The 14,141-nt window shown below is 67.3% G+C and carries 13 protein-coding genes; 3 read left to right on the top strand and 10 right to left on the bottom strand.

Translation table 11 applies throughout. From position 1 onward, the window contains the following. Nucleotides 1–157: 157 nt before the first annotated feature. From GII31_RS05575 to sucC, 8 genes are all read right to left on the bottom strand, one after another. Nucleotides 158–700, bottom strand: a complete 543-nt coding sequence (locus tag GII31_RS05575) for a DUF3558 domain-containing protein (RefSeq protein WP_213247543.1) — start codon at nucleotides 698–700, stop codon at nucleotides 158–160. After that, nucleotides 697–1,593, bottom strand: a complete 897-nt coding sequence (locus GII31_RS05570) for a DUF3558 family protein (protein WP_213247541.1) — start codon at nucleotides 1,591–1,593, stop codon at nucleotides 697–699. Before GII31_RS05570 ends, GII31_RS05575 begins: the two co-directional genes overlap by 4 nt. A gap of 289 nt (nucleotides 1,594–1,882) precedes the next feature. After that, a complete protein-coding gene (locus tag GII31_RS05565) occupies nucleotides 1,883–2,539 on the bottom strand; it encodes a TetR/AcrR family transcriptional regulator (RefSeq protein ID WP_213247539.1) in 657 nt (218 codons plus the stop codon). Nucleotides 2,540–2,672: 133 nt separating this feature from the next. Then, on the bottom strand, nucleotides 2,673–3,149 hold the full coding sequence (locus tag GII31_RS05560) for an RDD family protein (RefSeq protein ID WP_213247538.1): 477 nt from the start codon (nucleotides 3,147–3,149) through the stop codon (nucleotides 2,673–2,675). Next, nucleotides 3,142–3,888 (bottom strand): hypothetical protein, encoded by a 747-nt coding sequence (locus GII31_RS05555; protein WP_213247536.1) that lies wholly within the window; start codon nucleotides 3,886–3,888, stop codon nucleotides 3,142–3,144. Before GII31_RS05555 ends, GII31_RS05560 begins: the two co-directional genes overlap by 8 nt. An 84-nt stretch (nucleotides 3,889–3,972) precedes the next feature. Continuing rightward, nucleotides 3,973–4,611 (bottom strand): nitroreductase family protein, encoded by a 639-nt coding sequence (locus tag GII31_RS05550; protein WP_213247534.1) that lies wholly within the window; start codon nucleotides 4,609–4,611, stop codon nucleotides 3,973–3,975. 149 nt (nucleotides 4,612–4,760) lie between these two features. Beyond that, entirely contained in the window at nucleotides 4,761–5,663 is a 903-nt protein-coding gene (sucD, locus tag GII31_RS05545) for a succinate--CoA ligase subunit alpha (RefSeq protein ID WP_213247532.1), read from the bottom strand. A gap of 12 nt (nucleotides 5,664–5,675) precedes the next feature. Next, nucleotides 5,676–6,839, bottom strand: a complete 1,164-nt coding sequence (sucC, locus tag GII31_RS05540) for an ADP-forming succinate--CoA ligase subunit beta (protein WP_260840324.1) — start codon at nucleotides 6,837–6,839, stop codon at nucleotides 5,676–5,678. A gap of 496 nt (nucleotides 6,840–7,335) precedes the next feature. Here sucC and GII31_RS05535 point away from each other — a divergent pair, with 496 nt between their 5' ends. Beyond that, nucleotides 7,336–8,514: a M23 family metallopeptidase gene (locus tag GII31_RS05535; protein ID WP_260840323.1), complete on the top strand. Its 1,179-nt coding sequence runs from the start codon at nucleotides 7,336–7,338 to the stop codon at nucleotides 8,512–8,514. Between the two features lie 73 nt (nucleotides 8,515–8,587). Here GII31_RS05535 and GII31_RS05530 read toward each other — a convergent pair whose 3' ends face one another. After that, nucleotides 8,588–11,023, bottom strand: a complete 2,436-nt coding sequence (locus tag GII31_RS05530) for a UvrD-helicase domain-containing protein (protein ID WP_213247528.1) — start codon at nucleotides 11,021–11,023, stop codon at nucleotides 8,588–8,590. Between the two features lie 226 nt (nucleotides 11,024–11,249). Between GII31_RS05530 and GII31_RS05525 the strand changes: the two genes are divergently transcribed. Both GII31_RS05525 and pgi read left to right on the top strand, forming a co-directional pair. After that, nucleotides 11,250–11,531 (top strand): chorismate mutase, encoded by a 282-nt coding sequence (locus tag GII31_RS05525; RefSeq protein ID WP_246222261.1) that lies wholly within the window; start codon nucleotides 11,250–11,252, stop codon nucleotides 11,529–11,531. Between the two features lie 90 nt (nucleotides 11,532–11,621). Next, entirely contained in the window at nucleotides 11,622–13,304 is a 1,683-nt protein-coding gene (pgi, locus tag GII31_RS05520) for a glucose-6-phosphate isomerase (RefSeq protein WP_213247524.1), read from the top strand. 82 nt (nucleotides 13,305–13,386) lie between these two features. On the opposite strand, the gene GII31_RS05515 is transcribed toward pgi, so the two are convergent. Further along, nucleotides 13,387–14,130 (bottom strand): SDR family oxidoreductase, encoded by a 744-nt coding sequence (locus GII31_RS05515; protein WP_213247522.1) that lies wholly within the window; start codon nucleotides 14,128–14,130, stop codon nucleotides 13,387–13,389. Nucleotides 14,131–14,141 lie beyond the last annotated feature (11 nt).

The following is a 14,141-nucleotide window of genomic DNA, read 5'->3' as shown; positions in this document are numbered from 1 at the left end:
TCTGGACACCTGTCTAGAACGTGTTCTAGTTAGCGGAGACTGTACCAGTCCCGGGACAAGCCGGCCTCTGGACGACCGAGTGAACCGGACGAGGTACGGGCCCGCGTGAACGAGGGAGGACGACGGCGACCAAGGGCCGACCGGAGCCCGGTAATTATCATTGCCCGCCGCTGAGCACCAATTCCATCAGCTTCGTGGGCGCCGCGCAGGGGTCGGCCGCAGCACCGCCGCGCGGTTCGGTCCACCAGGTGAAGACCCCCCGGCTCGGGGCGCGTGCGGTGACCCCGCATTTGCCCGGGTCCTTCGGGTCGCGCTGGGTGAAGCCGGTCTGGCTGGCGATCTTGATGTTCTCGGTGGTGTACCCGAACTTCTTGGCGATCTGCTTCTCCGAGTTGAGGCTGCCCGACTCGTACCAGGTGAAGGTCACCGACGTGGTGGTCGCACCGGTGACGATCCACCGGCAGATCGCGCCGACGAACGTCCCCTGGACGGAACCGCCGCCGAGCACCTTGGAGATCGTCGCGTCGGAGAGTATGTCGCATTCGAGCAGGAGATTGTCGTAGCGATCGGTGTCGACCTGGCTGTCGCCGCCGGTGTCGCGCTGACCCACCGCGACGGGCTCCCCGTCGACGGAACATCCGGCGAGCAGCAGCATCGCCGCCAGCAGCGCGGTCACCGCGGGAACGAAGCGCGTCGTCATGACGCACGCTCGATCACCAGTCCGGCGAGCTGACGGGCCGAGTCGCACACGGTGTCGATCGGCGGCAGGGTCGCGACGGTGGATCCTCGTTCGGCCGCACTGACCGACCATTCGAAGAAGTCACCGCCGAATCCGATACCGATCTCGCAGATGCCCTGCGTCTGGTCGTAGCCGATGAAGCCCTTGTGACCGTTGATCTCGATGTTCTTGGCCGTGGCGCGGGACAGTTTGACGTTGGCCTCCTCACGGCCGATCGGTGACCCCCGATACCAGTTGAACGAGGCCACCTTTCCGGTGCGGTCCGCACTGGCGTCCCATTCGCAGGCGGAGGTGTTGTTGACCGTCTGTGTCAGGCCCGCGAATCCGGTGATGCGGGAGACGTCGTCGACGGTGACGCCGCCGCAGGGCCCGAAGAACGGGCCGGGGGCCGCTGCCGCCGTCGTCCGTGCGGGATCGTCGGAGCCGTTGTCGTCGTCACCGGAACATCCTGTCGCCAGGGCCAGCAGCAATGCTGCCGAAGCCACCAGGAACCCGGACCGCATCCGCAGCTTTTCCAGGTCACGTCGGTCGCGCTTGGTGGGTCTGCCCGTTCCGCGATCACGCTGCGGGACGGCGCCGGCGAGTTCTCGAGGCGGCGGGGGCGGGCTGTTGTCGATGTAGCATTCGCCGGCCATCGGCGCCGACACCCGCTTACTGATGAGCCGGGTGACCTCGACGACACGTTCCCGCCCGCCCAGCCGCACCCGGACCTCGTCGCCGACGGCGACCGCGGTGGAGGGTTTGGCGGTGGCCGAGTTGACCCGCACATGACCGGCCCGGCAGGCGGCACCCGCCGCCGACCTGGTCTTGGTGAGACGGATCGCCCAGATCCAACTGTCGACGCGCGTCGTCATCCGGCTCCTCCGTCCCACACACGGCTAACGGCATCCACTGTAGCGACAACCCCGCGCATGCCGGTGTGCCCGGACACACACGCACGGCCCCGGACATGACGGTGCCCTCGCGCCACGGGGGGATTCGCGCGAGGGCACCGAGCTTGTGACGGCAGCACGTCGGGGGACTGCGGGAACGGGGGATTTCCCGCCGCTGCCGTCATCAGGTGTATCGACACACCGCACATCGGCGTTACAACGTCGTGCGCAAAAATTTGCCTATCGCAGGCAGATTGGATATCTGCGCAGTTCAGAGCGCATTTCCGGGAGGTGCGAGCAACGCCGAGCCGGCCATCGACACCAACAACCGGCGCAACCGGTCGCGCGGATGGTCGGGAAGCCGGGGCGAGGAGTTGAGCAGACCGAACACCGCGTGTACACGGACTCGGGCCTCGTCCCGATCGATCGGCGTCCCGTCCTGCGCCCGGCCGACGCCTACCAGCACGTCCACCCACCGTTCCACGTACCGGCGCTGCAGCGAACGAACCTCGTGATTGGCGGCGGCGCTGAGCGAGGACAGGTCACGGTCCTGCACCGCGATCAGGTCGGGTTTGGTGACCAGGACGTCGATGTGGAACTCGATGAGCGCCCGCATCGTCGCGGCCGGATCCGCCTGCGCGACCCCGCACCGGGCCACCACCTGCTCCCCGCCCTCATACAACCGCCGGCTGATGTCGATGAGCAGCTCGTCGAGCAACTCGGATTTGGACGAGAAGTGCCGGTACATGCCCGGCCCGCTGATCCCGGCCGCGGCCGCGATGTCCTCAAGCCGGACGGCCGTGAAGCCCTTCGCGGAGATCTGTTCGGCCGCTGCCTCCAGCAACCCGGCCCGACGTGCCGCCTTCGCCCGACCGCGCCGGGTCATCGGACGCTCAGCGCCCGGCTCGTTCACCTGATCTGTCGTCATTCGTCCAGCACCATCACGGGTTCCACCGTCAGCGAGGGTCGGGCGGCAACAGTACAGCCATCATCGGACCATTGTCCCCTCTGCCGCGTCCGGCTTCTGCCGAGACCGTAGCAGGACGATGACCGACGGCCTCTCAACGCGAGTAGACGACCCGAGTACGCATGACCACGTCGGGCACCGATCTTCTGCGCGCGTCGATCGCCGACCAGAACAGCCCGGCCGCGAAAAACGTGCAGAACAGGGCCCGCAGGACGGCGGTCATCGGCCGCGGCGTCTTTCCGCGCCGGTCGACCACCCGCAGACCCATCAATACCGCGCCGGGCGTGCGGCCGGAAACCGCCCAGCAGGAGGCGAGATACACCACCGAGATGACCACGAACCCGGCGACGGTGAACACCGAGTCCATCTGGGGGAAGGCGAAGTGCCTGACCGAGGTGAGCAGACGCCACACCACCACGACGAAATAGCAGCCCACAAGTATCAGCATGACCACGACGACGTCGACGATCGCCGCGATTCCACGGCTGACGATGCCTGCGGGCCTGTCGCTGTCGCGTACGGCGCGACCGTCGGCGGCGGGTGGCCGGTCCCGCGCGGCACGCTCACTCATTCGCACCGGACCCGCGCCGGAGCAGCCGGGACACCGCGTGGGCGACCGCGTCGTCGGCACGCTCGCCCGTGCTCCGCACGTCGGTCACAACGTCGCCGGTGACCGACGTACTCGCGCCGCGAATGATCTCGGGCAGATCGACTCCGTCGATGACGATCCCGGCGATCCCGACAAGATCCACACCGGCCAGGACCGCGTCGAGATCCACTCGCCCGATCAGCGCGTTCAGGTCGAGCCCGGCCAGCAGCGCGTCGAGGTCGAGGGTGCCGAGCAGACCGTCCAGATCGAGCCCGGCGAGCACTACGTCCAGATCGAGGCCGGCCAGGACGGCGTTCAGGTCGATCCGGGCGAGCAGCGCATCGAGATCCACTCCGGCGAGCAGGGCGTCGAGATCGAGCCCGGCGAGCACGCGGTCAAGATCGATCGTGTCCAGCAGGCGGCCGATATCGATCTCGGCGAGGACCGCGTTCAGGTCGATGCGGCCGACGACGTCATTGATCGAGATGCCGGCGACCACCGCGTCGACGTCGATGGTCCTGACCGCCCGGTCGATGTCGATGGCCGTCACGATCCGGTTGACGTCGACGGCCGCGAGGAGCAGACCGGTGGGATCGATCTCGGTGATCACCGCGTCGGCGGCCCGCACGATCAGATCGGCACCGACGGCCGCGATCCCGCGCGCACCCGACACGATCCGCCCGGGCATCCCGAGCACCCACCCCAGCCCACCGTCGGTCACCGCACAATCATTTCACGGCGGGATGGGTTTGCCCGCCTGATCGGCCGCAGTCGCGCACGGGCCACCGGCGCGCGCGTGCGGCGGTCACCAACCGTCGACGTGCAGGACCTCGTCGAGCGGTTTGCGCGGCGCGGGCTTGAAGGTGTTGCCGGTGTAATACGCCACCGGCAACAGGACACCCTGCGCGACGGTGTCGGGGATGCCGAGGATCTCGGCGACCTCCCGCTCGTAGGCCAGGTGCAGCGTCGTCCACGCCGAACCGAGGCCGCGCGCCCGCAGCGCGAGTTGCAGGCTCCAAGCACCGGGCAGCAGCGATCCCCACACCCCGGCCTGATTGCCGGTGGGCAGTCCGCCCTTGCCCACGAAGATCGCGCCGATCACCAGCACCGGCACTTCGTGCAGAATCTCGGCCAGGTAGCTCGCGCTGGCGGCCACACGTTTGCCGGTCTCATCACCACGCTTCTCGGCGGCCTCGTTCTGCATCGCGATGTAGGGCGCGAACGAGGCGCGGTACAGGTCGGCGATCTTGCGCTTCTTCTCCGGATCGGTGACGACGATCCAGTGCCAGGTCTGACTGTTGCTGCCGGTGGGCGCCTGCAGAGCCACCTCAAGCGACTCCCGGACGATCTCCAACGGCACGGGCCGGGACAGGTCGAGTCGTTTGCGCACCGACCGGGTACCGGTCAGCAGTTCGTCCGGGTTCAGCGGCAAAAGCTCGGACATGCGAGTCCTTTCGGTCGTTCCCCGGTCGTCCCCCCGGTCGTTCCCCAGGGTTCCGGGTTCCGGGTTCCGGGCCGACTGTAGCAGCGAACCCGGTCACCGAACGGTGACCGGGTTCGTCTCAGGTGTCCGCCCTGACGGGCACGTGTCCCTTAGAGCGCTTCGAACAACTCGCGGGCCAGGCGCGCGGTCTCGCTCGGCGTCTTGCCGACCTTGACCCCGGCGGCCTCGAGGGCTTCCTTCTTGGCCTGGGCGGTGCCCGAGCTGCCCGACACGATGGCGCCGGCGTGGCCCATCGTCTTGCCTTCCGGCGCGGTGAAGCCCGCGACGTAGCCGACGACCGGCTTGGACACGTTGGCCTTGATGTAGTCGGCCGCCCGCTCCTCGGCATCGCCGCCGATCTCACCGATCATGACGATCAGCTTGGTCTCGGGATCCTTCTCGAACGCCTCGATGGCGTCGATGTGGGTGGTGCCGATGACCGGGTCGCCGCCGATGCCGATGGCGGTGGAGAAGCCGAGGTCACGCAGCTCGTACATCATCTGGTAGGTCAGCGTGCCCGACTTGGACACCAGGCCGATCGGGCCCTTGCCGGTGATGTTGTTGGGCGTGATGCCCACCAGCGCCTCACCCGGGGTGATGATGCCGGGGCAGTTGGGGCCGATGATCCGGGTCTTGGCGCCCTTGTCCAGGTTGTAGGCCCACGCATAGGCCGAGTCCTGCACCGGGATGCCCTCGGTGATGACCACGAGCAGCGGGATCTCCGCGTCGATGGCCTCGATGATGGCGTCCTTGGAGAAGGCCGGGGGCACGAACGCGATCGAGGTGTCGGCACCGGTCTTCTCGATGGCCTCGGCGACACTCCCGAACACCGGCAGTTCCACGGCGTTGCCGTCGGCGTCGACGTGGCTGACGGTGGTGCCCGCCTTGCGCGCGTTGACGCCGCCGACGACATTGGTGCCGGCCTTGAGCATGAGTGCGGTGTGCTTGGTGCCCTCACCACCGGTGATGCCCTGGACGATGACCTTGTTGTCTTTGTTCAGAAAAATCGACATGTCCAGCGTTCCTTACTTGCTCGCCAGTTCGGCGGCCTTGTCGGCGCCGGCGTCCATGGTCTCGGCCAGCGTCACCAGCGGGTGGTTCGCATCGGCGAGGATCTTGCGGCCTTCTTCGACCTTGTTGCCGTCCAGACGAACGACCAGTGGCTTGCTGGCGGTGTCACCGAGCTTGTCGAGTGCGCCGACGATACCGTTGGCGACCGCGTCACAGGCGGTGATGCCGCCGAAGACGTTGACGAACACGCTCTTGACCTGCGAGTCACCGAGGATGACGTCGAGGCCGGCGGCCATGACCTCGGCCGAGGCGCCACCACCGATGTCGAGGAAGTTGGCGGGCTTGACTCCGCCGTGGTTCTCGCCGGCATAGGCGACGACGTCGAGGGTCGACATGACCAGACCCGCGCCGTTGCCGATGATGCCGACCTGGCCGTCGAGCTTGACGTAGTTCAGGTCGTGCTGCTTGGCCTTGAGTTCCAGCGGGTCGGTGGCTTCCTTGTCCTCGAACTCAGCGTGGCCGGGCTGCCGGAAGTCGGCGTTGCCGTCGAGGGTGACCTTGCCGTCGAGGGCAAGGATCTGATCGTCGGGCGTACGCACGAGCGGGTTCACCTCGACCAGGGTGGCGTCTTCCTTGACGAAGACCTCCCACAGCTTGGCGATGGTGACCGCCGCCGCGTCGAGCACCTCGGCGGGCAGGTGGCCCTGCTCGGCGATGGAGCGGGCGGTGGCGACGTCGACACCCTTGACGGCGTCGACGGGAACCTTGGCCAGCCGTTCGGGCTTGGTCGCGGCGACCTCTTCGATCTCCATGCCGCCTTCGACCGAGCACATGGCCAGATAGGTGCGGTTGGCGCGATCGAGCAGGAAGGAGATGTAGTACTCCTCGGCGATGTCGCTGGCCTCGGCGACCAGCAACTTCTTGACAATATGGCCCTTGATGTCGAGGCCAAGGATGTTGTCGGCGTGGGTCTGCGCGTCATCCGGGGTCGCGGCGTATTTGACGCCGCCTGCCTTGCCACGTCCACCGACCTTGACCTGCGCCTTGACCATCACGGGCTTGCCGATTTCCTCGGCAATCGCCCGCGCGTCTGCGGCGGTATCGGTCACACGTCCAGCGGAGGTGGGTACCCCGTGCTTGGCGAACAGTTCCTTCGCCTGGTATTCGAAGAGATCCATTCAGCTCACCGTCTCGTAGGTTTGCCCGCATGTGGGTGTAACGCGGGCCATATCGGACTCTAAACCTGCCCCTTGTCATTGAATCCACCACCTCGGCACCTTGTGCGACAGATCACTCGGTCGGTCGGGGTTCCGGCCGGCCGGTTGGCCGGGCGTCGTCGTCCGCATGGCCCTCAACGCGGGCACACCGCAGGTTACCGGGAACGCACCGATCACAGTCCCGACTTGCCTATCCCGTACTCGATATTGCGTACAGCAACCCACCAGTCGTGGATGGTGTGATGACAATCACATGATGATGACGAATACGGCCGAACGTTGGACTTGTCTCCACCATTTCGTTACCGTCATACCTCAGGTCACAGAACGATCACGGACCGTTGCGACGTGAGGCACCCGAAACCAGCCCCATCGGTACCAACCCCATCGGTACCACACCGTCGTCACGGTCCGGCGCGAGCCGTGACACGTAGTGCCGGCGGTAACGAGAGAGAAGGTGGACGACTTGGCAGGACGCAGGTTCCGAGTCGACCCGACAGCCACGGACCCGACGGGTTCGGCAGCGACCGATCTGATCGACGGTTACGACTTCGACGAGGCCATGACCACGATCATCCCGATTGATGATCTGCGGGCAGCGGCGGACACCGAGACGGGCTGGAAATCCTCAGACCGCCGGAGGTACGGCCCCAGACAGCACGACCCCGGACAGCACGACGCCGGACAGTACGACCCCGGACAGTACGACGACTACCGTCCGACCAGCTCCGAGGTCACCCAGGACATCTTCCTGCCGGAAGCCGAGTTCGTCGACGACGAGCCCACCGACCCGTCCGATGTCACCGGCGCCCACCTCGACAACTACAGTCTCGAAAGCAGCGGCGAGATCCGGCTGCCGCGCACGACCGTCGACAAGCCGTTCCGCACCAACACCGGCAACACCCGCCGCGACCGCGGACGCCATCGCATCGCCGCACCGCCCACCGCGCTCAAGGGCGGTCGCGCCGCACTGTTCGCGATGGCCGCCGGTGCCGCGGTCGCCGCCGTCTCCCAGTCGGGCTCGGCCTCCACCGACGCCCCCGCCCCGGCCAACGCCGCCAGCGTCTCCGGCCCGGCGATCACCACCACCCTTCCCGACCTCGGCCCCGGCGTGGCCGCCGCCGCACCCACCGCCGATCTCGGCGTCTTCACCGACCAACTCGCCCTCGGTGAGGCCCGCGCCGCCGAACAGGCCCGGCGCGAGGCACTGGCCCGTCGCCCGATGTTCGAGTCGCCACTCCCCCTCGGCGCCTACCAACTCACCTCCGCCTACGCCAACCGCTGGGGCAGCTTCCACGGCGGCATCGACCTGGCCGCACCGCTCGGCACCCCGATCCACGCGGTCACCGACGGTGTCATCAAGGAGGCCGGCCCGGCCTCCGGCTACGGCAACTGGGTGCAGTTGGAGGCCGACGACGGCACCATCACGATGTACGGACACATGTCCTCCTCGGGCGTTCTGGTTCACGCGGGCCAGCGGGTCACCGCCGGCGATGTCATCGCCCTGGTCGGCAACGAAGGCTTCTCCACCGGACCGCACGTGCACTTCGAGGTCTGGAAGAACGGCACCACCAAGATCGACCCGGCCCCGTGGCTCGCCCGCCACGGCGTCCAGCTGGCCAACTACACCGGCTAGCAATCAGCAGAACCAGGACCATGCAGAAGGCGCCAGGACCGCATGGTCCCGGCGCCTTCTGCGTCCCGCCAGGTCAGAGTTTGTCGCCGGGCAGCCCGATCGCCATGAATGTCATCCGGCCGACCCCCGGGCCGTAGTCGATGACCAACCGTTCGGTGGGCCCGCTGCCCTCCTTGGAAACAACCTTGCCCAGACCGTACTTCGGGTGATTGTTGCGGTCACCGACCTCGTAGTTCACCACCGAACGACTCGTACGCCTGGCGGGGTCGGGCGACCACGAGGACGAACCACGCTGCGCTCGCCCCGGCGAATCCCCGAACACGCCACCGGTGGACGCCCACTCGCGTCGCGCCTGCCGCTTCGGTTCGGTGCGCCGCCAGTCAACCAGATGCTGCGGGATCTCTTGCAGAAAGCGCGATTCCGGATTGCTCACCGGTTGACCCCAGGAGGCGCGCATCAGTGACCGGGTCACGTACAGGCGTTCTTTGGCCCGGGTGATACCGACATAGGCCAGACGGCGTTCCTCGCTGAGTTCGGCCGGATCGCCCAGAGCCCGCATATGCGGGAAATGCCCGTCCTCCCAGCCGGTCACGAACACCACCGGAAACTCCAGCCCCTTCGCTGTGTGCAGCGTCATGAGCGTCACCACACCCTCCCCCTCGTCGGGGATCTGGTCGGCATCGGCCACCAGCGACACCCGCTCCAGGAACGCCGCCAGCGACCCCGGCTCGGGCTCGCCCTCGCGCAAGCCCTCGGGATCCTCGTCCTGCTCGCCGTCGCGCCCGGCCAGCTGTGCCGCGTCGAGGCTGAACTCCCTGGCCACCGACACCAGTTCGTCGAGGTTGTCCAGTCGGGCCGCATCCTGCGGATCGTTGGAGGCGGCGAGTTCGCCGCGATATCCGGTACGTTCGACGATCGCCTCGACGAGATCGCCGATGTCACCGGCCTCGGCGGTCGCATCGACGGCGCCCTGATCGTCGACGCCGAACGCCTCCAGATGCTCGGCGCGCAACGACTCGATCAGTTCGACGAACGCCGCGATCTGCTTGTTCGCACGTGTGTTGAGCAGCGGTACCCGGCCCTCGGCCGCGTCCAGCAGGGCCGCGTAGAAGGAGATGCCCAGGTTCTCCGAATGCACCGCGACACACGCCTGCGCACGGTCGCCGATACCGCGGCGCGGGGTGTTGATGATGCGGCGCAGGCTCACCGTGTCCTCGGGGTTGGCCACCACCCGCAGGTAGGCCACCACATCGCGCACCTCTTTACGCTCATAGAATCGGGTGCCGCCGACCACCTTGTACGGAATGCCGTGGCGCACGAAGACCTCTTCGAGCGGCCGGGAGCCGGTGTTGGTGCGGTAGAAGACCGCGACATCGCCGTACGAACAACTCGAGGAGCCGCCGATCGAGTAGTCGGTGAGCGACTCGATCTCCTTGCCGATGAACGCGGCCTCGTCCCGATCGCTGTCGGCGACGTAGCCGACGATCAGCTCACCGTCTCCCGAGTCGGTCCACAAACGCTTCTCGCGCCGCCCCTCGTTGCGGGCGATGACCGCGTTGGCGGCCGACAGGATGGTCTGCGTCGATCGGTAATTCTGTTCCAGCAGAATCGTTTCGGCATCGGGGAAGTCGCGCTCGAACTCCTCGATGTTGCGGATCGTCGCACCGCGGAAGGCATAGATCGACTGGTCGGCGTCGCCGACCACGCACAACTCCGACGGGGCGACCGTTCCCCCGTCGCTGCCGACGAGTTCGCGGATCAGCACGTACTGGGCGTGGTTGGTGTCCTGATACTCGTCGACCAGCACATGCCGGAAACGGCGGCGATAGTATTCGGCGACCTCCGGATGGCGCTGCAACAGGGCCACCGTCTCCCCGATCAGGTCATCGAAGTCGAAGGCGTTGGCCGCACGCAGCCTGCGCTGATACTCGGCGTAGATGCGGGCGATGTCGGCGGCCGAGGGCTGGTCGTCGGGCGCGGCGTCGATCGCGTCCTCGGGCGAGATGAGCTCGTTCTTGAAGTTGGAGATCGCCGCCCCGACCCCGCGCGGGCTGAACTTCTTCGGGTCGAGGTTGAGGTCGCCGATGATCATGCCGAGCAGCCGTTTGGAATCGTCGGCGTCGTAGATGGAGAAATTCGAGTTGATGGGGGCCAGCAGCGACGACTGCGCCCGCAGAATCCGCACGCACGTCGAGTGGAACGTGGAGACCCACATGTACGTGGCACGCGGGCCGACGAGGTCGATCACCCGCTCGCGCATCTCGGCGGCGGCCTTGTTGGTGAAAGTGATGGCCAGCACCTGTCCGGGCGTGACATCGCGTGCCGCCAGCAGGTACGCGATGCGCCGGGTGAGTACCGACGTCTTGCCCGAACCGGCACCGGCGACGATCAGCAGCGGCGCGCCCGCATGCAGAACGGCTTCCCGCTGCTGCGGGTTGAGCCCTTCGAGCAGGTGTGCGCCCGGGTCGGAGGTGTCGGTGGAAGCTGGGGTGCGCGCGGAGATGGTCATCGTCCGACCAGGTTACCGGGCACCTGCGACAAGACTTTTCGGACATCGTCCACAATCGCCCGCGGTGCGGGCGCGTTCGGCGGCGGCTGTTCCGGACTCCTGCGATCAGGCGCACACCGGGCGTGGCAAAATCAGCGGCGTGACCGAGACTCCCAGCCCTACCGGCCCCGCCGACAGTTCCGCCGCCGACGGTCCCGGATCGGTCGACGAAACCGCCTCCTACGCCGTGGCCGCGTACGACCTGGGCAGCGGGGTGGCCGACCTTCCCGACGATATCGACGTGCTGCGCCAGGAGATCGACCGGATGGACGCGGTCATCCTGGCCGCGGTCAAGCGCAGGTCGGCGGTGTCCAAGAAGATCGGCGCGGCCAGGATGGCCTCCGGCGGACCGCGGCTGGTCCATTCGCGCGAGGTGAAGGTCCTCGACAGGTTCAGCGACCTCGGCCAAGAAGGACACACCCTGGCCATGCTGCTGCTGCGGCTCGGCCGGGGACCCCTCGGCCGCTGAGATCACGGCGCCCCGGATCGGGCACGTCGCCTACCGGCCAGTAGCGCCGTGCCCGCGCGAGGGAGTCCCGCACCACATAGGGTGGACGCCATGAGCGAGGTCTCCGGGTTCATCGGCAGCGGCAACGACGACATCACCGCGACACAATCCTGGCAGGCGCTCGCCGCCCACCAGCCGCACGTGTACGCCATGCACCTGCGCGAGGTGTTCGCGGTCGATCCCGGGCGCGGCAGCGACCTCACCGTCGACGTGGGCGACCTGCACATCGACTACTCCAAGCACCGGGTGCTGCGCGAAACCCTCGAACTGCTGATGAGCCTGGCCCGCGAGGTGGGGCTGGAGGATCTGCGCGACGACATGTTCGCCGGCAAGCACATCAACACCTCCGAGGATCGGGCGGTGCTGCACACCGCGCTGCGGTTGCCCGCCGGCGCGCGGCTCAGCGTCGACGGACAGGACGTGGTGCACGACGTGCATCAGGTGCTCGGCGCGATGGGTGAATTCACCGACCGGCTGCGCAGCGGCGACTGGAAGGGCCACACCGGCAAGCCCATCACCGATGTGGTCAACATCGGGATCGGCGGTTCCGACCTCGGGCCGGCCATGGTCTACCAGGCGCTACGGCACTACGCCGACGGTCCGCGCTGCCATTTCGTCTCGAACGTCGACCCCGCCGACCTGGTGGGCACGCTCGCCGACCTCGACGCCGAGACCACCCTGTTCGTCATCGCCTCCAAGACGTTCACCACCCTGGAAACCCTCACCAACGCCGCGGCGGCCCGCACCTGGTTGCTGACACGGCTGGGTACCGACACCACCGACGCCGTCGCCAAACACTTCGTCGCGGTCTCCACCAATGCCGACAAGGTGTCGGCGTTCGGCATCGACACGCACAACATGTTCGGCTTCTGGGATTGGGTCGGCGGCCGGTATTCGGTGGATTCGGCGATCGGGCTGTCGGTGATGGCGGCGGTCGGCAAAGACAGGTTCGCCGAGTTCCTCAGTGGCTTCCATCTGGTCGACGAACACTTCCGCACCCAACCGCTGGAGCAGAACGCGCCGGTGATCCTGGGCCTGATCGGCTTGTGGTACACCAACTTCTGGGATATGCAGTCGCGGGTGGTCCTGCCCTACTCCAACGACATGGCGCGCTTCGCCGCCTACCTGCAGCAGCTCACGATGGAGTCCAACGGCAAGTCGGTGACCGCCCACGGCCACCACGTCGCCACCGACACCGGCGAGATCTTCTGGGGCGAACCGGGCACCAACGGCCAGCACGCCTTCTACCAGTTGCTGCACCAGGGCACCCGGATCGTGCCGTCGGATTTCATCGGATTCGCCGAATCCACCGACGATATCGTCGACGACACAGCGGGGTCGATGCACGACCTGCTGATGAGTAACTTCTTCGCGCAGACCAAGGTGCTCGCCTTCGGTAAGACCGCCGACGAGATCGCCGCCGAGGGCGTCGACCCGCACGTGGTGGCCCACAAGGTGATGCCCGGCAACCGGCCGTCGACATCGATCCTGGCGCCGGAGCTGACGCCGTCGGTGATCGGCCAGCTGATCGCCCTGTACGAGCATCAGGTGTTCGTCGAGGGCATGATCTGGGGCATCAACCCGTTCGACCAGTGGGGCGTGGAACTGGGCAAGACCCAGGCCAAGGAGTTGCTCGGGGTGATCACCGATTCCGAAGCCCCTCCGGCACAAGGTGACTCCTCCACCGACGACCTGGTCCGCTGGTACCGCACGCACCGGGGCCGCAGTTCCTGACCCGATAATTTCTTCCGATATAGGGGCTGGCTCGGGCATATACCCGAGCCAGCCCCTATATCGGAAGAAGTTCGCGGATGACTCAGCCCAGATGGCGGGTGATCGACTGTGGGAGGTGCCGCAGGGCCGAGGCGATGGGCAGCCACGGCCAGGCCGGCACCGGCGCCCACTGCTTTTCATTGTCGATCGCCTTGACCAGCGCGTCGACACCGCCGTCGAGGTCCGCCTTGAGTGACGTCTTGACGCCACGATTGATGGCGGTCTCGATGTAGCCGGGAGCGATCACCGACACCCTGATCGGTGTGCCCGCGAACTCGGTCTGCAGTCCCTCGCCGACCGCCGTCAGCCCGGCCTTCGACGCCGAGTACGCGGTCTGCGACTTCGGCTGTCCGCGCACACCGGCAATGGAGCTGATGAGCACGAGATGGCCGTGGTTCTGCTCCCGGAAGATCTCCAGCGCCGCCTCGACCTGCGCGATACCGCCGATCAGGTTGGTCTGCACCGTCTCGAGGTTCGCGTGTGCCTTCCCGGTACCCATCGGGGCGCCCTTGCCCAGGCCCGCGTTGACGATGACCCGGTCAAGGCCGCCGAGTTCGTCGCGCAGCTTGCCGAAGACGACGGGGACGGAGTCGGTATCGGTGACGTCCAGCTCGCTCACGGCCACCTGCGCCGCGGTGGGCCGCAGTTCCGCGGCCAGTGCGTCGAGGCGCTCGAGTCGGCGAGCGGCGAGCGCGAGCGAACGGCCCTGCGCCGCGTACCGGCGGGCCATGCCCTCGCCGAGGCCCGAGCTGGCACCGGTGATCAGGATTTTGTCGCGGGTGGTCATGCGGCAATGTT

The sequence above is a fragment of the Gordonia pseudamarae genome (assembly GCF_025273675.1).
GTDB lineage: Bacteria > Actinomycetota > Actinomycetes > Mycobacteriales > Mycobacteriaceae > Gordonia > Gordonia pseudamarae.
The sequence above is the reverse complement of the archived record's forward strand: the minus strand, read 5'-3'. Positions and strand labels throughout refer to the sequence as shown.